Below are 20,935 nucleotides of genomic sequence, written 5' to 3'. Positions count from 1 at the left end.
GCATATGAGTGACAGAGAAATATTTAAAGAATTTCAAGAAAAATGGTCATTAGAAAGCGTTCGCAAGATGAGCTTAGAGGAATATACAGGCAATAAAAAAGATGAATTTACCTATTGGCTTGAGCATCGGACAAAAAATAAAACTGAATTTGGTCATATTGGCGGACCTGCTGGAGGTCTAGCTAATCTAAAGTCAGGTATTTGTTTTTGTGGTGGCAAAGAATATAATACAAATAAAAATGTGCAGGTTTGCTATTCTAAAGACAAAAACTATGTTTGGTTAAAACGGATATACGATAAAGACAATGACCCACAAAAAGCCTTTGAGGTTATCAAGAAAAAAATCATAGCCATTATAGAAGCTTCCGAGAAAGGCGACCTAGACACGATAGAAAGCATTAATCTAATCCCAGACTACGATTCGTACAAATGGGCAATAGCTTTTTATTATCAAGATCCAAATAAGATAAAGATTATAGATATTTTTAATAAGGGTGTATTAGAAAGAATTGCCAAAAATGAGCTAAAGGATGAAAATCTTGCAGTAAGTGAGATTTATAAAAAAATTTTAAAGGATAAAACATATACGCTTGAGGAAATGATGCAGGAACTTTCTAAACCTTTATGGGAAGAATATGGAAAAGGCACATCTAAAGTAGAAACCAACACACCACAAGGAGATGCTATGCTAAATAAACCAAACAACCAAAGAAATATCCCGCTAAATCAAATCCTCTATGGACCACCCGGTACAGGGAAAACATATAGTACAATAAATAAGACTTTGGAGATTCTCACAAGTGAAAAATATAAAGATTCTTTTGTGCTAGAGATAGAACATAAAATAGAATCTAAAATGGATACCGAAGCCATAACACGAGAGAATATTATAAGAATCTTAGAAAAAGCCAAAGATGACACAGAATCTTTTGTATCGTCTAAAGAGGATAGAAAAATTTTAAACGAAGCATTTAAAGCTTTTAGGACAAAAGGACAAATAGAGTTTGTAACCTTCCACCAAAGCTATGGTTATGAGGAGTTTGTCGAGGGGATAAAGCCTAGTGTGAAAAATGGTACTGTGATATACGAAACAAAAAATGGTGTGTTTAAGAATCTATGTAAAAAAGCATTAGAGGGGAAAGATAAGCCCTATATTCTCATTATCGATGAAATCAATCGTGGGAATATCGCTAAGATTCTTGGTGAACTTATCACGCTTATTGAGCCTAGCAAGCGTATAGGAAAAAGTGAGGGATTACAACTTACATTGCCTTATAGCGGAGAATCTTTTGGTGTGCCAAGCAACCTCTATATCATCGGCACGATGAATACTGCTGATAGGAGTATCGCCTTGCTAGATACTGCATTGCGTAGACGGTTTGAGTTTGTGGAGATGATGCCAGATTCTGAATACTTAAAAGATAAAAAAATTAGCGATAGCGGAAATACTATTGAGTTAGATAGACTGTTAGAATCTATGAATAATCGCATAGAGTTTTTGCTTGATAGAGAGCATACAATCGGGCATAGCTATTTTATGGACGTTGAGAGTATAGAGGATTTGTGCAAAGTGTTTAAAAACAAAATTATCCCGCTATTGCAGGAGTATTTTTATGATGATTATGCCAAGATTATTGCGGTGCTAAATGATAATGGAATGATAAAAGAAAAAAATAAATCACAATTTAGCGATTTATTTGATGGCAAATTTAGTGAATTAGATTCTGAAAAAGTGGTGTATGAGATTATAGAATCCAGTAAGTGGCGGGCGTGGCAGTTTGAAAAAATATATAATAATGCAACTCAAGTACCTAAAGATTCTCAAAACACAGAATCTAACCAAGACTAATTAAAAAGTAGAGTTTATGCCAAGCTTACCCACTCTTCATATTGCCGAATATGAGAGTTTCACACAAGATGATATAAAAATTTGCCTTGATAAGTTTTGTAGGTCTAAGAATAAGAGTTTAAATTTTATAGAATCTAAAGCCCAAAAAATCTTTGCAGAACTGCAGGAGTTTGCCAAACAAAAGAATAATGGAAGTTTTTTGCGTTTTTGGGGAAGCAACACACTCAAAGCCCAAAATTATGTCGGGCTTATCCAAACCAAAAGTGGCTTTTGTGTAGAGATATTACCAAAAACTTTTAATAAAGATTTTGGTGGAGACAATTTGTGTGATTATCATAAAGACAATACGAACAAAGCTCCAAAAATAAAGTTTGGTAAGCAAAAATTTGCTACAAAGGTTGAAGAATGTCTAAAACACATTACCTCAAATCCCAAAACAATAGCAGAAAACAAAGAATCCAAAAACCAAAATGCCCAACAAGATAAGTTACAATGCTCCATTTGCCAGTCTAAGCAGATTTTGCTTAACTGCCTTGCCACGCTTAAAGACTCTCCTTTTAAACAAAGTCATATTGCTTCCTTGCAAAGCCTAAACCTCCCTCTACTAGAGGTTTTTATCCAAATGTTTCTTGCTGAGCTAGAGCGACTTATCCACAGAGGGCTTAAAAGCGATTATAGAGAAATCGCACAAAATAGGGCATTTCTCAAAGGTAAATTACTATTTAATGAACAAATTAAGCATAACCTTATCCACAAAGAGCGATTTTTCACACAAAGCGATGAATATAGCCTGAACTCTGCACCAAATCGCCTCATCAAACGCACATTAGAGTTTTTACACACTCTTTCTTTAAGCCCAAAAACACGCACCAAGCTAGATTCTCTCTACTTTATTTTTGAAGAGATTACGCCAAGTAGCCACATAGAGCGTGATTTTGCCAAATGCAAAAGTATGCGTCGCTTCAAAGAATATGAGCTAGTACTTTTGTGGTGTGCGATTTTCTTACGCCAAAAGAGCTTTAGTGCATACAGCGGGAGCGAGAGGGCTTTTGCCTTGCTATTTCCTATGGAGAGACTTTTTGAATCCTTTGTGGGGCATTGGTTGGGGCGCAGCATAGAGCATCACGAAATAAAGTTTCAAGAGCAACGATATCATTTTATGCAGGATTTCCAAAAAGTGGATATATTCCAACTCAAGCCCGATGTGATAATGCGAAGTGAAAGTGAGATTCTTATCCTTGATACCAAATGGAAGATTCCAGATTCTACTAATGATGAAAAGCGATATGGTATCGCCCAAAGCGATGTATATCAGATGTGGGCGTATGCGAGCAAATACGCTCTAGAATCCACTCTCCAAAATACAAAATCTAAGTTGGATTCTAAAGGGATAAAATCTAAAAAAGCCCCAGAAATTACAGAGTTAGAATCTAGCATCGATTATAAAAAGATAGAAGCAAACAAACCCAAGCAGCTTAAAGTATGGCTTATCTATCCGCTTTGTGAGAGGACAAAAGCATTGCAAGAAAAATGGCAAAAACCTACGCGAGGACAGCCTAAGCAATGGTATTTCAAAGCAAGCATACCGCATAATAAAAGCCACAAAACGCATGAAGAAAATCAAGAAAATGGGGCAATTTCCCTATTTGTCGCCTTTTTTCCGCTTACAGATTAATATTGATTATAATCCCCATTAATTTAGCAGAGTAAGATACAAAAGCCAAAAAGCCATAAAATCCACAAAGACTTTATGGATATTATAAGAAAAGATTAAGAATAAAAAGAGGCTAAATTAAAGATTGGAAGTTTATCTCCCTAAGCTAATTAGCTCCAAAAACCATTGTTGCAGGCTTGTGTTATTGAAATAAATGAATGGTTTGTTTCTATTTAAAAAAATATTAATGCTTTTATTGATAAAATAATAATTATTTTCAATATTAAAGGTTAGAAATGGAAATTCTTAAAGAAACTATTGATTATGCGATTTTTGGTATTTTAGGAATTATGGGATTTATTGCGTTGTGGCTGACAATTGAGCGGGTTATATTTTTTTCTAAAGTTAAGTTGAGTGATTATCCCACTCAAGAATCTTTTGATGATTCAATTACAAAAAATCTTACTACCCTTTATATTATTTATTCTAATGCACCTTATGTCGGGCTTTTGGGGACTGTGATTGGGATTATGATTACTTTTTATGATATGGGGTTAAGCGGAAATATTGATACAAAAGAGATTATGACTGGTTTATCTCTTGCGCTAAAGGCAACGGCTTTGGGGCTTGCAGTGGCGATTCCTACTTTAATTGCTTATAACGCACTTTATAGGAAGATTACTCTTCTTAGCAATCTTTATAAAACAAGGCAAAACAATGATTAAGATTCCTAAAAATGAATCTTTAAATATTGTTCCTTTTATTGATATTATGCTTGTGCTTTTGGCGATTGTATTGAGTGTTTCGACATTCATCGCACAAGGCAAGATTCAAATAGAGTTGCCACAAAGTGCAAATCAAGAGCAACAAAAAGATGAAAAAAAGGTAAAAGTTCTCATCAATAAAGAGAATCAAATTTATTTGGATGATAGTTTGGTTGGCTTAGAAGAATTGAAAGTGAAGCTAGAGAGTTTGGAAGCTAAAACTATGGTGGAATTACATAGTGATAAAGATGCAAAATTTGAGACTTTTATCCAAATTGTTGATATTTTAAAAGGAAAAGGGCATGAAAACTTCAGTATTGCAACACAACAACAATAATTCTACATTGCATTCTTTTTTGATTGCAAGTGGAATTTATGCGATATTATTTTTTGGAATTTTTTATTCTGCTAAAAACTTTCTTCCTAAAGATGTGGGATTGCAGACTCGGGCTATTGCGATTTCCCTTTCTCATTTTTCTCCCTCCACAAAAGAGCCTCTCCCAACACCAAAAGAAGAGGTAACCCCTAAGCCAACTCCAATAGAAAAGCCAAAACCTATCCAAAAACCATTGCCCAAACCAAAGCCTATTGCTAAGCCTATTAAACAAGTAGAATCTGTGCAACCTACACCTATTAAACCAACAGAAAATGTAGAAAATACAAAAGAAATGGCAACTGAAGCTAAAAATGCCTTAGCAACTCCAAAGCAAATGGGGAATGTTCCAGAAACATTGACTTTTGGGAAAGTGAATGATCCTTTTTTGATTTCAGTAAAGCAGGCAATTGATAAGAATTTGGAATATCCAAGAAAAGCTAGAATGTTAAGAATGACGGGTATTGTAATGGTGGAATTTACTTTATTAAAAGAAGGTGGGCTAGAAAATGTTAGGATTATTGAATCTTCTCAGCATCAATTGTTGGATAAATCCGCTATTAAAACTATCATGAGAGCTACTAATGACTTTCCAATCCCAAAAAATAATGTAATCATTCAAATACCCATTCAGTATCTTCTTACCTAAGGATAAAATTAATTAGCTGCAATATAATTTTTGATTTGCTCTTTGATATTTGGTGCAATGGATAATTCAAGCTGCAAAATAGAAAGGGGCAAACCAAACTCTTCTAATTTTACCGCATCTTTTTGAGTTACCAAAAGTGAAGTTGCATTGAGCGTGGCATAAGATTCCAAAATTTTTGTTTTATCAAAATAGGAATGATCTTTTAAGATAATTTTTCCAACCACATTAGGAAGGTAAGAATCTAATCTTGAAGGATTTGCAATCGCAGTTAGAAGCAACATTCTCTCTGTGGGATAAAGGAGTTCTACTTTTCTATTATAATCAATTCCTTCTTGTGCTATTATGTCCGCTTCTTTGTAGGCTTTTTTGGATTCTCTATAACCGCCACTTGGGATACAAAAATCAAAATAGGGTTCTAATTTTGGTTTTAATAAGATATTGAGTTTTTTGAAATTAAAGCGGAATCCATCGTCTAAGAAAATGACTTTCGCACCCATTTTTTTTGCCTCTAAGATAGCTTTTTTGCGATTTTCACTAACAATAACAGAGGCATTTTTTAGTATTTTTGCAAGCATAATTGCTTCATCACCTGCTGTTTTTGGAGTTTCTAGGATTTCGCCCTTTTGGCTAACTATTTTTAGCCCTTTGCTTTTTCTGCCATATCCTCTTAGTATCACAAAGCAATCTTCATAATCTTTTGCGATTTCTATAATAAAAGGACTTTTTCCACTTCCCCCTAAGACAAGGTTTCCAACACTAATAATAGGAATATTAAAATCTTCAAAATGTGCTATTTTGCGTTTTGTGGTAGCTATAATGCAATAAATTATACTAAAGGGCAATAAACAAAAAGAAAGCATTTTTTGTAAAGGGCTAGGTGCAAGAAAATAACGCTCTAATGTTTTCATAACTATACCCTTTGGTTTGCAAGTCTTAAAACTTCTTTGCAAACATAATCAATATCTTCTTTTTTCATTGCGCTATAAATCGGTAAGCTTAATATTTGTTGATAGTTTTTAAGTGCAATTGGAAAATCACTTATTTTGAGCTTGTATTTGGTTTTGTAGTAGGTCAAAAGATGAAGAGGGACAAAATGTAAGGCGGTTTCAATACCGCTTTCTTTGAGTTCTTTGGCAAAGTGATCGCGATTTTTATCGATTTTGATAATAAAATGAAAAAAAATGTGTTCGTTTTTGATAATCGGCATAGAAATATGTGGAGCATTTTTTAAACTTTGCATATAATAATCCGCAATTTCTTTGCGTTTTTGGATAATATGTTCAATGCGTCTTAGCTGGCTAAGGCAGAGTGCGGCATCTAAAAAACTAAGATTATATTTATTGCCAATGCCTATGACATCATAAAGATATTGTGGGCGGATGCTTGTAACCTTTTCGCTAACGATTCCATGGTATCTTAATAGGGCTGCTTTTGAAGCTATTTCTTCATCTTGAGTGGTAAGGAATCCTGCTTGCGCGACTGGATTATGAGAATCAAGAACAATGCTAAAAATTGTTGCAAAGCTTTTTTGATTGCCGATTTTGACGCCATTGTGTGTTAGTCCAAGAGCCATTGTGGCATCTTCAATGACTTTGATATTGTATTTATCAGCTAGTTGATAAAATGGCTCCATTTCACAAACTTGTCCTGCAATATGGCTAACAATAATTGCACGCAATTTTTTGGTATTGTTTTTTTCTAAGGCTTCTTTGCATTTTTCATAAGAAATTTCAAAAGTATCTTCTTGAATATCCACAAAAATAGGCTCTGCATCAAAATGTCGTATCATTTCTGGAAAACTTGGGTGACAATTGATAGAACAAAGTATTTTATCGCCGCGTTTAATATCCATTGCAAAGAGACAAAGATGGAAAGCAGCAGTGCCGCTAATAGCAGAAACAGCATATTTTGTGCCAATGTATTTTTTAAACTCTTCTTCTAACTCAGAAATGATATTGTGGCTTGGGTATTCTAATACATTAGCAATAATATTTTTTTCGCTTTCTGTAATATCGGGGATAAAATAGGGAATTTTTAGCATTTATAATCCTTCCAAAGAAGCAATTTCGGGCATTTTTCTCTTGAATTCCATTAATTGCATTCTTTGCAAAACAAATTCTATAGCAGTTTTAGATAAATTTTTTTCTAACATTTCTTTTTTAGAAAGCCCTTTTTCTAATGATAACATAATTTCATCAAGAATGGCATAAGAAAAGCCAAGTTCTTTTTCATCGCTTTGCCCTTCATATAAATCGGCGCTCGGAGCTTTATTTTGGATACTTTGTGGGATTTGAAGAATCTTAGCGATTTTGAAAATTTCTGTTTTATAAAGATTCCCAATAGGATTAATTGCGCAGGCTAAATCTCCAAAAATTGTTCCATATCCTAGAAGAATCTCGCTTTTATTGCTTGTGCCAATGACTAAAGATTGATTAGCAAAAGCATAATCATAGAGATAAATCATACGGATTCTTGCACATAAGTTCCCAATTCTTGATGGATTATCTTGTAAGCCTTCTAAGGTTTGCAAAAAAGCTTTTTGTGGTTTTTCTAGGGGGCAAATGGAATAGGGGATTTTAAAAGATTCGCATAATTCAAGAGCATCTTGAATGCTGTTGGTTGAAGATTGCAAGGAAGGCATTAAGATTCCATGAATATTATCACCAAATGCTTGTTTGCATAAAACCGCAACAACCGCAGAATCTATCCCACCACTTAATCCAAACACAACTGATTTGAAGCCTTTTTCTTTGACTTTTTTTTGGAGGAAATCTACTAGAGTTTCAATGATTTTTTGGTAATTACGCATAAATCTCCATCTATTCTTAGAATCTAAAATTGAAGTTAAGATTTTATCTAAAAAATTATTATTTTATAGTTATCTTAAAATAATCTATCATCTTAAGAAGGCTTGTCATTACTTGATAGCCTTTGGAGGTTTTTTGGCTGTAATATAATAAATGCAACCCAAAAATGCTATAAGACCCCCTACATACCCAATAAAACTGACATTAAGCTTATCCACTACAATTCCGCCAATAAATGCTCCGCTGCCTATTCCAATGTTATAAATTCCAGAAAACATAGACATGGCAATAGAAGTGGCTTTTGGAACTAGATGAATGATTTTGGATTGAAAAGTGAGATTGAAAATTGTAATACACAATCCCCAAAAAATACAAGCAACAATCATCAAAAAAGGATTATAAGAAGCAAGATGTAGGATAAATAAGCTAAAAGTAATACCAAAAATTGCAAAGTATGTGAATCCTAAAGTATGATTATCATGGTATTTTGTAAATAAGAAGCTGCCCAAAAAGCCTACTGCACCAAATGCTACCAAAATAAGAGTGATATCTGTTTTGTCAAAATTTGCACTTTTAGCTAAGAAAGGCTCAATATAGCTATATCCTGTGAAATGTGCGGTAGTTAGGAGGATTGTAAGGAGATAAATCCCTAAAAGATGAGGAGTTTTTAGAATCTGTGGCAAAGAGCGGATAGAGATAGCACCTGTGCTTGGCATTGTAGGGAAAACTCTCCAAATTATAAGCATAACAAGAAAGGCAATTGCTCCAATTACCAAAAAAGTTGTTCTCCAACCCAAATACAATCCTATAACTCGTCCTAATGGCAATCCCGCAATAAATGCAATGGCAGTTCCTGTAACAACAAAGCTCAATGCTAAGGATTGTTTGCCTTCTGGTGCAGCACGCACAGCCATAGGAGTAGCAATAGACCAAAAAAGCGCATGAGAAAAGGCTACTCCAATCCTTGAAACAATAAGCATTGTATAGCTATTTGCCATACCAGATAGAATATGACTAATGACAAATAAAGCCATCACACAAAGAAGCAATCTTTTTAATTCTACTTTTGAAAAAGTAAGCATTAAAGGAAGAGAGGCTAGAGCAACAACCCAAGCATACATTGAAATAAGGAAGCCAACTTTTGCTTCACTCATTTGAAAATCTTGTGCAATTAGGCTCAAAAGCCCGATGGGAACAAATTCTGAAGTATTAAGGATAAAAGCACCAAGACTAATTGCAATGACGCCAAGCCAAGTGTTTAATGAAGTGTTTTTCATTGTTTTGCCTTCAAAAGTGATTAGAAAATAAAATTGCGAATTTTATCAGAAAAGATTCTATTTAACTTTAAAGTTTTGCAACAAAAAGTGTTGGGCAATAAAAAATAAAACTTTTCATCTTTAATAAAAGTTACAAAATTTTAATCGTATAATTGCAAAAAATAAACATTTTGAGGTTTGATCAATGACACAAGAGGAATTAGACGCATTATTAAATGAAAATATATTAGATGAGGCAGATGAACAAGAAGCAAAAGTAGAAGCCAAAGAAGAGGTGCCAGAAGAACAATTTGAGGATAAACATGGGAAAATTGATGAAAGCAAAGGAGTAAAGGCAGCAGATTTTCGAATCGATTCAGATGCGAGTTGGCCACCACCACCACCAACAGTAGAACATAAAGTGGTGCATCAATTAGATGATGTTACAAGAGATTCGGAAGTCAAAGCAACAGAAACTTTTGACAAATTAGAGCTTATTAGCAATGCAGGAATGGATATAGAAGAAGGATTAGCAAAGATTGAAAACTTTATTAATTCGCAAGAAGATATGTTGCAAAAACTTCATTCAAAGTTTCCTAATTTTCATACCTTTTCGCAAAAACTAGAAGAGATTGCAGAGGTTAGAGGAGTGGTAGGTAAGATTACTAATGCAGTGCAGGATGTGAGCAATGCTTCATTAGAGGCAATGGATATTATGCAATACCAAGACATTCATCGCCAAAAGATTGAACGCGTTATCAATGTAATGCGTGCGCTTTCAAGATATATGAGTTCTTTATTTGAGGGCAAAATTGATGATACAAAGCGAGTAAGCTCAGCGGTGCATATCCAAGGGGATAAAACAGAAAATGTGGTGAATGAAAAAGATATTGAAGCATTGATTGCAAGTTTTGGAAAATAATTTTAATGAATAAGGAATTAAAGAAACCAGAACTTCTTTCACCAGCGGGGAATCTTAGGAAATTAAAAATAGCTTTAGAATATGGGGCGGATGCAGTTTATGGTGGAGTAAGCCATTTTTCCTTGCGGAATCGCTCTGGTAAAGAGTTTGATTTTGAGAGTTTCAAAGAAGGAATAGAATACACACACAATAGAGGTAAGAAAATCTATGTAACCATCAATGGTTTTCCTTTTAATTCGCAAATCAAGCTTTTAGAGAAGCATATTCAAAAAATGGCAGAATTAAATCCCGATGGGTTTATTGTCGCTGCACCCGGAGTTGTGAAGCTGGCACAAGAAATTGCTCCACAAATTCCTATTCATTTATCCACGCAAGCTAATGTTTTGAATGTATTAGATGCAAAAGTTTTCTATGAAATGGGAGTAAAAAGAATAGTTGCTGCAAGAGAATTAAGCTTGAGGGATGCTATTGAAATTAAAAAGGCTCTACCAGATTTAGAGTTAGAGATTTTTGTGCATGGGAGTATGTGTTTTGCATTTTCTGGACGCTGTTTGATTTCTGCTTTGCAAAGTGGGCGTGTCCCAAATCGAGGCAGTTGTGCAAATGATTGTCGATTTGATTATGAATATTATGTGCGTAATCCCGATAATGGTGTAATGATGAGACTTGTAGAAGAAGAAGGCATAGGGACGCATATTTTTAATTCCAAAGATCTAAAACTCATAGAGCATCTTCCAATGATATTAGAAAGCGGGGTGATTGATTCTTTGAAAATTGAAGGAAGGACAAAATCTAGTTATTATGCCGGAATTACTGCCTTAGCTTATAGGGGGGCAATTGATGGGTATTTTAAGGGAGATTTTAGATTGCAAGAGTATGAAAAAGAGCTTGAAACGCTAAAAAATAGAGGCTTTAGTGATGGATATTTGATACATCGTCCCTATGAAAAAAACAATACACAAAATCATTTTACAGCTATTAGCGAGGGAAGTTATCAAGTCAATGCTGAAGTAAGTGAAGATGGGAAGTTTGCACTTTGTCGGCATACTATTAGAGTGGGAGAATCCAAAGAAATTGTAAGTTCGCATAACAAAGAAATCAATGAGGGTAAAAACGAATTGGGTGAGATTTATACCAATGGAGATAAAAAGTTTATGCGGTTTGATAAAATTTTGCTTGAAAATGGCAAGGAATTAGAATCTATTCATAGCGGGAATGAAAATAGGATTGTGCTTCCACTCTCACTCCCGCCTTTTAGCTTCCTGCGTCAAAAAATTTAACTTTTTTTGAAAATTTTATAAAGTGGGCAATATCCATAGACTGCACTTAATAGTGGAAGTAGTGAGATAAGCCACCACCAGCTTTGGCATACAAAGCCAAAGATAAAATAAAGTACCATTGCTATGATTAATCGAATAGTTTTATCTAAGTTGCTCATTTTTTCTCCTTTTTAAGCTCTTGCGTGAATCATTCCGCTCATTACCATTGGTTTCATAAGATAAATTTTTACAAACCAATTTAACCAACTTTCTCTTGTTGCTCCAAAGCAAGGTAAGCTTGGTGCTGCACCTTTATAGTCAAACTCTACCATAACGGCTTTTCCATATCTTGTTAATAAGGGGCAAGCGGTGTAACCATCAAACTTTGCCTTTAGAGGTTCTCCGTTGAGATGTGCAATGAGATTCTCTGCAATTACAGGGTATTGTTTGCGGATACTAGCACCCGTTTTTCCTTTTGGGATTCCTGCACAATCGCCGATGGCAAATATATGTGGATATTTTTTGTGTTGTAATGTGTATTGATCTACATCAACCCAGTGTCCAGCAACATCCCCTTTTGTAATAGCAAGTCCAGAATCGCTTATAAAACTTGAAGTTGTCATTCTTGGAATCATAAATAAATAATCAAAAGGTTTTTGGATTCTCTCTTTTGCTATTTTGGAGATTCCATTTTCAGTGTAAGGCATCATTTTTTCAAAAGTGGCAATATTGTTATTTGTGTCAATTTCTACTAAATTATGTTGTTTGGAATATGGCATATTTCGCCCTATGAAAAATTGCTCTATCATTGCTGCGTGTATAGGACTAGAAAGCATAGAATTTCCACCTGCATAAAGGTGCATTTCAACTTTATCTCTCAAGCCTTGTTTGGTTAATCTATCTTCTAATAAAAAGTAAATTTTTTTATTTGCACCACCACATTTGATAGCGGTATTTGGCTCTGCAAAGAGGACTTTACCACCACTTTTTTCAATTTTATTAAACATTTCTTGAGCTTTTAGTGCGCCATCTGCGGTGTATATGGTTGTAATATTTGTGTTTTTATCATTGATGATATTTTCATCAAGCCCTTTGACTTTTTCAAATTCATAGGTGGTTCCAGTGGCGATGATGAGATAATCATAGTTGTATATTTGATTGCTTGTAGTTGTTAATGTCTTGTTATCGGGATTTACAAGGGAAATGTTTTCTTTAATCCACTTTACTTTGCTATCAAGCAATTCTTCTTTTTTGTATAAAGTATCTTGCTTGTTGTATATTCCACCTGCAATGAGTGTAAAACCGGGCTGATAGTATAAAATGGGGTCTGCATCAAAGATTGTAATTTTGGCATTAGGTAAGTCTTTGATGAGTTTTGCGGAAAGTGAAATGCCTCCAAGCCCAGCACCAATGATTGCAATATTTGGAGCTAAAGTAGATTTAGCTTGAGCGGCTGTTGGCATTAGAGTTGATGTTCCAAGTGCTATTCCGCTTACCCCCATTATTTTCAACAAATCACGACGACTTATTTTTTTGTCTTGCATAATTTTACTCCATAATAAATTGATATGGAATAATTATAATATATAAGCTTTTTGAAAAGAGGTGATAAAGTCACAAAAAGTAAATTATTTTTTAATCTAAATAGCGTTTGAAGCGATAAGATATAGAGAAGTAGCAAAGGTAATTTGATAGAAATTGTGAAAAATATAAACACTCTAAAGAAGAACTTTAGAGAGTGTTAGTAGAGTAAAGTTTGTTGGAGGGAATTTAAGAGTTTTATGTCTTTGCCAAAGCTTTTTTGGTAGATAATGTAATTTGCTAAGACTTTTTTCCCATATTTTCTTGTTTCTTCATAGGGTATCATTTCCATACTATACCAAGGATCTAGTGGATTTGATTTTTTAAAAAGTTGATTTTTTGCAAGTAATCTTCTAGTAAATCCCGGACCGCCATTGTAAGCATAAGAAACAAACAAGGGGTGTTTAAATTCTTTGATAAGTGGGCGTGTAAAATATTCCGCATAAGGGATATTGATTGCAGGATCAAACATATCTAGGTAGCTAATTTTGTTTTCTTCTTTAAATTTTTTTGCAAGTGCTGTTACATTAAAGGGCATAAGCTGCATTACCCCTAATGCATAGGAAGTAGAAATAGCCGTAGGAATAAATAGGCTTTCTTGTCGTCCTAATGCGTATAAAAGGGCTTTTGTGTCATTGGAATAAGGGCTAAGAATTTCAGCAAAGGGTTTGAGAAAGTATTCTTTATCTTTTTGTTTGTTGAGCCAAACAAAATGGGGTTTTGTATCAGAGTGATAGACTTTTTGGAGAATAGGTTGAGATGGATTTTTTTGATAAGAATCTTTGATAATTTCCCATTCAAAAGGATTTTTTGTATTCCATTTTGCAAGAGTGGTTGGTGTTTTTATATCATAGAGAATCTCAAATTGTGGAGTGTTGTTTGTGATTTCTAAGCTTGCTAGAGTATAAATATCAGCAGATTTTGATTGGGATAGTTTGTGGAGATAATTGATATCTTTGCTAGCAAGATAAGCCCAAAAGATTCCACGATTTTTTTCAAAAGTGTATTTTGCAACTTGGCTAGAATGCAAAAAATATTGCAATGAATCTTGAGCATTGTTGTATTTGATAGCATTTATTCCCAAATAAAAAGCACTTTCATCATCTAAAAATTGTAGAATCTCTTTGGGTGAAATTTGAGTTAAAGAATAATTTAGGTTTTGCATATTGGGATTGATAATTACTTGACGCAAGAATCTCATAAAGGCAATGTTATTTTGTGAAATATATTGGATAAGTGTAGCTTTTGGTATGGGGGCATTGAGCTTTTGTTTTAGTTCTTGTGAAACATTGAAATAGAAACTTGCAAAAGTTTTGGAATCGGTTTTTATGAGATTTAAAAAGGGATCTTTAGAAGCGAGGATTCTAAGGTGAGTTGATAACATTTTATCTTGTTTTTCAAGTTTTTTAGAGAGGTTTAAAAGAGTTTTTTTATCAAGTGTTTGAGATTCTTTGAGTGTTAGACTAAAGGCAATACATTGTGTATCTTGTTTAAGGAGTTTGGGTAATGGCATTTGTTGGCAGATAGTTTTACGTGATAGGGTTTTATTATCTCCCTTTTTATAGTATAAACTAAAAATTTTTGCATTTTCTCTTGAGGCAAGTTTGTAAGCTTGAGTAGCCTCTTTTGGGGTGATATTTTGCTGTAAAAAAAGCCAAATATAAAAGTCGCGTGAAATTCCTTTGGGTTGATTTTTTAAATATTCTAATGTAATATCTTTTGCATTTGCAACAAGGCAAAATAATAGAGTGAGTAAGGCAATAACAAGTTTCATTTTTTATCCTAAAAGCTATGGGCAAAACTAAAGAGTAGTTTAACAAAGAATAGATTGATAAATTGTAATGCCAAAATGACAATTATTGGAGCAATATCAATTCCTCCGATAATTGTTGGCATAAAACGACGAATCTTAGCATAAATAGGCTCTGTTAGTTTATAAAGGATTTGAACTATCGGATTATAAGGGTCTGGACGCACCCAAGAAATCAGTGCTGCAATAATAACCACCCAAATATAAATGTTAATAACCATATTCAAAATATGTGCAATGGCTTCAATGAATGTGCTAATAACCATATTATTTCCTTATAATATCTTTTAGATAAAATCGTAGAAATGGGAATAAATCGCTTAACTCTGGACCATGCTCGGCACCTGTTAGGAGAAATCTTAGGGGTTTGAAGAAAGATTTGCCTTTGAGATTTGAAGCACTCATGGCGAGATTTTTGAATTCTTCATAGCTTTTTTGGGAGCAATCTTGTGTGGCAAGTATCTCCAAAAGAGAGTTTTGTAGAATCTCTAATTCTTTTTGGAAATCTGCCATTGTAACTTCATTGAGGAGCAAGGATTTTTTGACAAAAATTTTATCAATTTTATCTCGCAATTCATTGAGAGTGCTTGCTTCTTGCAAATAGAGTTTTGCTAAAGCACCAATGCTAGAATCTTTATAGCCCAAAAGTGCTGCTAAATCTTGTTCGTTAAGTAGCTTGAAATGCTCTCGATTGAGGAAGCGGAGTTTGTTAATATCAAATTTAGCCGGTGCTTTTGCAATATTTTCAATTTTAAACCACTGGATTGAATCTTTGAGTGTAAAGACTTCACAAGGGGTTTTGTTGCCCATTAAAATGAGATAATTTGCAATCGCTTGTGGCAAATAACCTTCATTGAGCAACCATTGGACACTAGAAGCATTATCGCGTTTGCTCATTTTTTTGCCTTCTTCATTAAGTAAAATGGGCAAATGAGCAAACTCTATGTTTTTTTGATAGTTTAGGGCTTGGTGAATTAACATTTGCTTGGGCGTGTTGCTTACATGGTCTTCCCCACGCACAATAAAATCAATATCATAAAGCATATCATCAACTGCACAAGCGAAGTTGTAAGTTGGGATTCCATCATCTTTTAAGATGACAAAGCTGTCTAATTCATTGGGGGCAAATTCTATTTTTCCTTTGATTTTGTCAGTAAATTCCATAGGAGTTTTAGAGCCTTTTAAACGAATTGTGGGCTTTGGATTGGAATCTTTTTGCAATTCTGCCCACGAATCATCATACCTAAAGGCTTTGTGTTCATTTTTGGCTTCTTCTCTTTTTTGTTCCAAAAATTCTTTGGTACAATAGCAGTAAAAAGCTTTATTTTGGGAAATTAGATAATCAGCTAGTTGGCGATGTCTTGGGAAATTCTCACTTTGATAAACAAGCATATCCCATTTAATCCCAAAAAGAGTAAGTAAAAACATAATATCTTTGTCTTTGCCTTCAATGTTTCTTGCAATATCAGTATCTTCAATGCGTAGAAGAAATTTTTCATTTCTTTGGAGGGATAAAATATAATTGAAAATAGCTGCACGTAGATTCCCTATGTGCATATCTCCTGTTGGGCTTGGTGCGAATCTAAGCATATAGAACCTTGAAATAAAAATAGAATAAATGGGAATTTTACCATAAAGAAACTTGAAAATTTTCATAATTTTAGAATTTGGATAATGAGATTGGTGCTATAATGCTAAAAATAATTATTGAGGTTTTTTGAGATGTTTTTTAGTAAATATTCTGCAAGTGGGAATGATTTTATTTTGATGCATACTTTTAGATACAATGAGGATTCTTATAGCAACTTGGCAAAGCAAATTTGTCATCGTCAAGAAGGTATTGGGGCAGATGGATTGATTGTTTTGAAGCCTCATAGGGAATATGATTTTGAATGGGAATTTTATAATGCAGATGGCAGTGTAGCTGAAATGTGCGGAAATGGAAGCAGGGCAGCTGGTATGTATGCTAGAGATTTGGGTTTGGCTGGGAATAGTCAGAAATTTTTGAGTAAGGCAGGGGTGATTGGAGTTGAGATAGAAGGGGATTGGGCTGAAAGTGCATTGAGCAAAGCAGAGGTTTTAAAGACGGATATTTGCGAATTTGGTAAGAATTGGTGGTTAATAAATACAGGCGTGCCTCATTTGGTTTGTGAGGATTTAGAGATTATGGGGTTGAATAAAGAAGATTTGAGATTTTTAAGGCATAAATATAATGCAAATATCAATATAGCTTCTTGTAGAGAAGATAGAGTGTTGGCAAGAACTTTTGAGCGAGGAGTTGAAGATGAAACTCTAGCTTGTGGGACAGGAATGGCAGCGATGTTTTATTATTTGTTATTAGCTAATAAAGTCAAGAATCCTTGTCTTTTTAATCCTGCAAGCAAAGAGGATTTGTATCTAAGGGAGGAAAATGGCAAATTGTATCTCAAAGGGAAAGTGAGAAAAATTTGCGATTTTATTTATCCTTAATGACAAATTTTTCATTTTCTAGGGTGATGGGAAAGATTTCTTTGGTTTTGAGATTTGCCAAAAAACATTCATCGCCATTTTCTAATTCATATCTTTCTTTGGGATAGAGTGAAAGTCGTCTTTGGACTTCCTCTAAATCCTCGCACAATGCACTAAAGCCAAACATTACAAGTTTATAATCAAAATCTTCCATTAGAGTGATTTTATCCTTGCTACTCCACTATCAATAGCCGCTTGTGCTACGGCATTGGAAATAAAATCTTTTAATCTTGTGTCAAAGGGTGAAGGGATAATATATTCTTTGCCAAACTCAAATTTTCTTTTATGGATTTTTTCTAATTCTGCTTTTAAATCATCGGGTATTTCTGCTTGAGCGAGTTGTGCTAAAGCATTTGCTGCAGCAAGTTTCATTTCTTCATTAATTGCTTTTGCTCGAGCTTTTAATGCCCCTCTAAAAATATATGGAAATCCTAAGACATTATTGATTTGGTTTGGGTAATCACTTCTGCCAGTTGCTATAATTGCATCAGGACGAACTTCTTTGATGACTTCAGGGCTAATTTCTGGAATAGGATTGCTCATTACAAAAATCATAGGATTCTTATTCATTCCTTCAATATCTTTAGCTTCTAAAATATTTCCTTTGGATAATCCAAGCAATACATCTGCACCTTCTAAGGCTTCTTTGAAGCTATTAATTTCTTTATCTACAATAAAATCTTTTTTGAAGCCATTTAAATTATCTTTTCTGTGGGTGGTAATTGCCCCTTTGCTATCAAACATAATAATTTCTTTTACGCCAAGCTTTTTGGCAATTTTCGCACAAGCAATTGCCGCACCACCTGCACCTAAGACCACTACTTTTAAATCATTGATTTTTTTGTTTGTAATTTTAGCCCCATTGATGATTCCAGCAGCTGAAATAATAGCTGTCCCATGTTGGTCATCGTGCATAATTGGAATATCCAAAGATTCTTTGAGTTGTTTTTCGATATAAAAGCATTCAGGCGCTTTAATATCTTCTAGGTTAATCCCTCCAAAAGTTGGTGCAATGGCTTTTATGATTTCTACAAATTTATCTGGATCTTTTTCATTGACTTCTATATCAAAAGCATTGATATTTGCAAACTTTTTAAATAAAACTGCCTTGCCTTCCATTACAGGTTTTCCGGCTAATGCACCAATATCGCCCAAACCCAAAACGGCAGTCCCATTTGAAATAACCGCCACAAGATTGCCTTTAGAAGTGTATTCATAAGCCATATTAGGATCTTTTTGAATTTCTTTGCAAGGCACTGCAACTCCGGGTGAGTAAGCAAGGGATAAATCATGTTCATTTTCTACGCGAGTTCTGGGTATAACTTCGAGTTTTCCACCTTTGTGATAAGGAAGTGAATCAGGATAAGTTTGTTTTAAATCTTCCATAGCTTGGACCTTCTTATTAATGAGTAAAAATTTGTAGAGGATTTAATCAAAAATAAAATAAAAGAAAACTTAATTTAGTAAAGATAAAGTTATAAAATTTTATTTTGTGGAATGAATGAGTGGGGAGGAAATATTGCCAGAGATTGTGTATTTGTTTTCACCTTTGCGGTTGGTAAGTGTGAAATCTCCATTTAATTTTTTATTGTTTAGATTAGTAACAATTTTTTGGGATTGAATTTTGAGTGCATTGCTTTGGAGTTGAATCCTGCTTTGTATGGTTTTATCTTGGAGGATGGTATTGTAAATGTAACCACTAAAATTTTCTTTTGCAATATTTTGTTGTGTTTTGGATTGAAATTCTCTTAAAAGCGGTGAATCTTGGAAAGTGAGTTTGTGAATATCAAAGTTGATATTGCTAATTTGAAGATTAAAGTCATTATTGAGGCTGAAATTTCCTATCCCATTAAAATAATGTGGAATTTTATCAAAAAGCGTGTAAATTTGGCTAGAAGGTATTTGATTGATTCGCAAGATAAAATTTTGAGGTGTAAGTAGAAGGGAGAAGGGATTTTCTGAGTTTTCATAAATAATATTTCCTTTTAAATCAAAAGAATCTTTTGTGTAGTTTCCGCTAGATTTTAGTGAGCCTTGGAGGGCGGTTTTATTCTGAAAAGACAGGTTTTGAAGTTTGCTAACTTCAAATTCTGTGGGAAAATTGAAATCAAAAGGATGAAGTGTAAAATGCCCTTGTTGTGTTTTAAGAAGAATAAGATTAGATTGAAGTGTGTAATCCAAAAGTCCGCTTCCATTGGCAAGTTCGATTTTTGAATCAAAGATAAAATGAGTAGAGGGGAAGCCTATTTGAGTTTTTTCTTCCAAAAGAGGGCTATTGATGAATAGATTCTGGCTTTTTAGGGTAATGATGCCTGAGATTCCATGAGAAAAATCTCTCAAATCCATATTTAAGTCAATATTGCCTTCAAAATAGGGATTTTTATTGAAAAGCAAAAAGAGAGAATGCGCCTTGAGATTTTTAGAGGAAATTTTGAGTGTTTTGGGTTTAAGGTTTTGTAGATTTAAGTTGTAATTTAGTGGAGAGTTGGAAAGCTGTATTTCCCCATCTAAAAGCATATTTTTAAAATCGCCCTTAGCGATTCCTTTTGCACTAAAGGCACCATTAAGTGGGAGTTTAAAAAAGGGCGAAAGGGGAGAGAGATTTGCAAGTTCAATATTAAAATCGGTATTGGTTGCAAGAGATTGGATATTGGTTGTTCCATTAAGAGTGATGTCTCCTAGAGTGGAGTAAATTTTAAGTTGATGGGTGAAAGTATTTTGTGCAATAGAGGATTGGAGTTCCCCCATAAAATTAGTTTGAGGGATTCTAAGATTGAAATCTGATAAGAAGGCTTCTTGGTTTAATTCCCCACCTTCAATATTAATATTGAGAGTGCCATCAAACTTTTCTTCATTTTTGGAGAGATTGGTTGTGAGGTTGATAATCCCATCTCCATATTGTTTTTCTTCAAGCATTTCTAATAAATAAGCCAAAGAGCCGTTTTTGAGGTCAAGCTTAAGGTGCTGGAGATTGAGATAATGGAAATATGCCATTATATCGCTTTGAGAATCTATCAAATTGCTTGAGGCTTGGAGAATGTAATTGTCAAAGTCTCCTGCAAATTTTCCTTCAATCCATTGATTTTCTTTGAAGTATAGAGTATGCTGATTGAAATGTGTTGCAAAGCCTTTTGAATGTGCGAAAAATTCCCCCTTTAATGTGTGTAAAAAAAGCGAATATTCACCTTGTGCAAATAATTCTAAATTCCCATCTTTAGCACTAAATTCTAAAGAGAAATGGCTAGGAGTGAGCTTAAAAGAGTTGCTTTTCCATTGCATTTGTGTATGCGTTTGGAGAGTCGCTAAAAGAGCTTTGGCTAAAAAATAATTTCCAAATGGAGAAAAAATAAAGCCCAGCAAAGTTAAAATGATAATAGCAACAGCACAAAAACTAAGAAAAATTTTGGAAGAAAATAGTTTTTTCATGTGAAAAATTTTAATGAAAGTATGGTTAAAAATACTTTAACAAAGGTAAAATAATACTTGTTTAATGCAAAATAGAG

The 20,935-nt window shown here is 34.0% G+C and carries 20 protein-coding genes; 8 read left to right on the top strand and 12 right to left on the bottom strand.

Going from position 1 to position 20,935, the window contains the following annotated elements; translation table 11 throughout:
- Positions 1-4 precede the first annotated feature (4 nt).
- From EL247_RS08640 to EL247_RS06250, 5 genes are all read left to right on the top strand, one after another.
- Positions 5-1,849, top strand: coding sequence for an McrB family protein (locus EL247_RS08640; RefSeq protein ID WP_232019743.1), 1,845 nt, complete (start codon positions 5-7; stop codon positions 1,847-1,849).
- Positions 1,850-1,865: 16 nt separating this feature from the next.
- Positions 1,866-3,524, top strand: coding sequence for an McrC family protein (locus EL247_RS06265; RefSeq protein WP_104745919.1), 1,659 nt, complete (start codon positions 1,866-1,868; stop codon positions 3,522-3,524).
- Positions 3,525-3,799: 275 nt separating this feature from the next.
- Positions 3,800-4,228, top strand: coding sequence for a TonB-system energizer ExbB (gene exbB / locus EL247_RS06260; protein ID WP_005020569.1), 429 nt, complete (start codon positions 3,800-3,802; stop codon positions 4,226-4,228).
- Complete coding sequence (gene exbD, locus EL247_RS06255) at positions 4,221-4,604, top strand: TonB system transport protein ExbD (protein ID WP_005020570.1); 384 nt, start codon at positions 4,221-4,223, stop codon at positions 4,602-4,604. Before exbB ends, exbD begins: the two co-directional genes overlap by 8 nt.
- A complete protein-coding gene (locus EL247_RS06250) occupies positions 4,570-5,289 on the top strand; it encodes an energy transducer TonB (RefSeq protein ID WP_060660973.1) in 720 nt (239 codons plus the stop codon). Before exbD ends, EL247_RS06250 begins: the two co-directional genes overlap by 35 nt.
- 8 nt (positions 5,290-5,297) lie before the next feature.
- Here EL247_RS06250 and EL247_RS06245 read toward each other — a convergent pair whose 3' ends face one another.
- The 4 genes from EL247_RS06245 to EL247_RS06230 form a co-directional block, all read right to left on the bottom strand.
- Positions 5,298-6,197, bottom strand: a complete 900-nt coding sequence (locus EL247_RS06245; protein ID WP_040499519.1) for a tetraacyldisaccharide 4'-kinase — start codon at positions 6,195-6,197, stop codon at positions 5,298-5,300.
- A 2-nt stretch (positions 6,198-6,199) separates the two neighbouring features.
- A complete protein-coding gene (locus tag EL247_RS06240) occupies positions 6,200-7,330 on the bottom strand; it encodes a DegT/DnrJ/EryC1/StrS family aminotransferase (RefSeq protein ID WP_005020573.1) in 1,131 nt (376 codons plus the stop codon).
- Entirely contained in the window at positions 7,331-8,098 is a 768-nt protein-coding gene (locus tag EL247_RS06235; RefSeq protein ID WP_054194709.1) for an NAD+ synthase, read from the bottom strand.
- Between the two features lie 108 nt (positions 8,099-8,206).
- Positions 8,207-9,373 (bottom strand): sugar transporter, encoded by a 1,167-nt coding sequence (locus tag EL247_RS06230; protein ID WP_104745917.1) that lies wholly within the window; start codon positions 9,371-9,373, stop codon positions 8,207-8,209.
- Positions 9,374-9,557: 184 nt separating this feature from the next.
- On the opposite strand from EL247_RS06230, the gene EL247_RS06225 reads away from it, so the two are divergent.
- A complete protein-coding gene (locus EL247_RS06225) occupies positions 9,558-10,274 on the top strand; it encodes a hypothetical protein (protein WP_005020576.1) in 717 nt (238 codons plus the stop codon).
- Between the two features lie 5 nt (positions 10,275-10,279).
- On the top strand, positions 10,280-11,554 hold the full coding sequence (locus EL247_RS06220) for a peptidase U32 family protein (protein WP_005020578.1): 1,275 nt from the start codon (positions 10,280-10,282) through the stop codon (positions 11,552-11,554).
- Here EL247_RS06220 and EL247_RS06215 read toward each other — a convergent pair.
- The 5 genes from EL247_RS06215 to gltX form a co-directional block, all read right to left on the bottom strand.
- Positions 11,551-11,712, bottom strand: coding sequence for a YgaP family membrane protein (locus EL247_RS06215; protein ID WP_081301888.1), 162 nt, complete (start codon positions 11,710-11,712; stop codon positions 11,551-11,553). The genes EL247_RS06220 and EL247_RS06215 overlap by 4 nt on opposite strands.
- Positions 11,713-11,724: 12 nt before the next feature.
- Positions 11,725-13,077, bottom strand: coding sequence for an NAD(P)/FAD-dependent oxidoreductase (locus EL247_RS06210; protein WP_060660976.1), 1,353 nt, complete (start codon positions 13,075-13,077; stop codon positions 11,725-11,727).
- A gap of 197 nt (positions 13,078-13,274) precedes the next feature.
- On the bottom strand, positions 13,275-14,888 hold the full coding sequence (locus EL247_RS06205) for a lytic transglycosylase domain-containing protein (RefSeq protein WP_126442121.1): 1,614 nt from the start codon (positions 14,886-14,888) through the stop codon (positions 13,275-13,277).
- Positions 14,889-14,896: 8 nt separating this feature from the next.
- The gene (locus EL247_RS06200; protein WP_005020590.1) at positions 14,897-15,190 is read right to left on the bottom strand and encodes a YggT family protein; all 294 of its coding nucleotides are present in this window, start codon (positions 15,188-15,190) and stop codon (positions 14,897-14,899) included.
- A gap of 1 nt (position 15,191) precedes the next feature.
- Positions 15,192-16,514 (bottom strand): glutamate--tRNA ligase, encoded by a 1,323-nt coding sequence (gltX, locus tag EL247_RS06195; RefSeq protein ID WP_065830589.1) that lies wholly within the window; start codon positions 16,512-16,514, stop codon positions 15,192-15,194.
- 132 nt (positions 16,515-16,646) lie between these two features.
- Between gltX and dapF the strand changes: the two genes are divergently transcribed.
- Positions 16,647-17,393, top strand: a complete 747-nt coding sequence (dapF, locus tag EL247_RS06190; protein ID WP_126442120.1) for a diaminopimelate epimerase — start codon at positions 16,647-16,649, stop codon at positions 17,391-17,393.
- On the opposite strand, the gene EL247_RS06185 is transcribed toward dapF, so the two are convergent.
- The 3 genes from EL247_RS06185 to EL247_RS06175 form a co-directional block, all read right to left on the bottom strand.
- Positions 17,380-17,586, bottom strand: a complete 207-nt coding sequence (locus EL247_RS06185; protein WP_126442119.1) for a hypothetical protein — start codon at positions 17,584-17,586, stop codon at positions 17,380-17,382. The genes dapF and EL247_RS06185 overlap by 14 nt on opposite strands.
- The gene (locus EL247_RS06180; protein WP_054194718.1) at positions 17,586-18,818 is read right to left on the bottom strand and encodes a malic enzyme-like NAD(P)-binding protein; all 1,233 of its coding nucleotides are present in this window, start codon (positions 18,816-18,818) and stop codon (positions 17,586-17,588) included. Before EL247_RS06180 ends, EL247_RS06185 begins: the two co-directional genes overlap by 1 nt.
- A gap of 99 nt (positions 18,819-18,917) precedes the next feature.
- Positions 18,918-20,858 (bottom strand): translocation/assembly module TamB domain-containing protein, encoded by a 1,941-nt coding sequence (locus EL247_RS06175; protein ID WP_126442118.1) that lies wholly within the window; start codon positions 20,856-20,858, stop codon positions 18,918-18,920.
- Positions 20,859-20,935: the final 77 nt, after the last annotated feature.

The sequence above is a fragment of the Helicobacter pullorum genome (assembly GCF_900638355.1).
GTDB lineage: Bacteria > Campylobacterota > Campylobacteria > Campylobacterales > Helicobacteraceae > Helicobacter_D > Helicobacter_D pullorum.
Note: the sequence above shows the minus strand (reverse complement) of the source record. Positions and strands in the feature narration are given on the sequence as shown.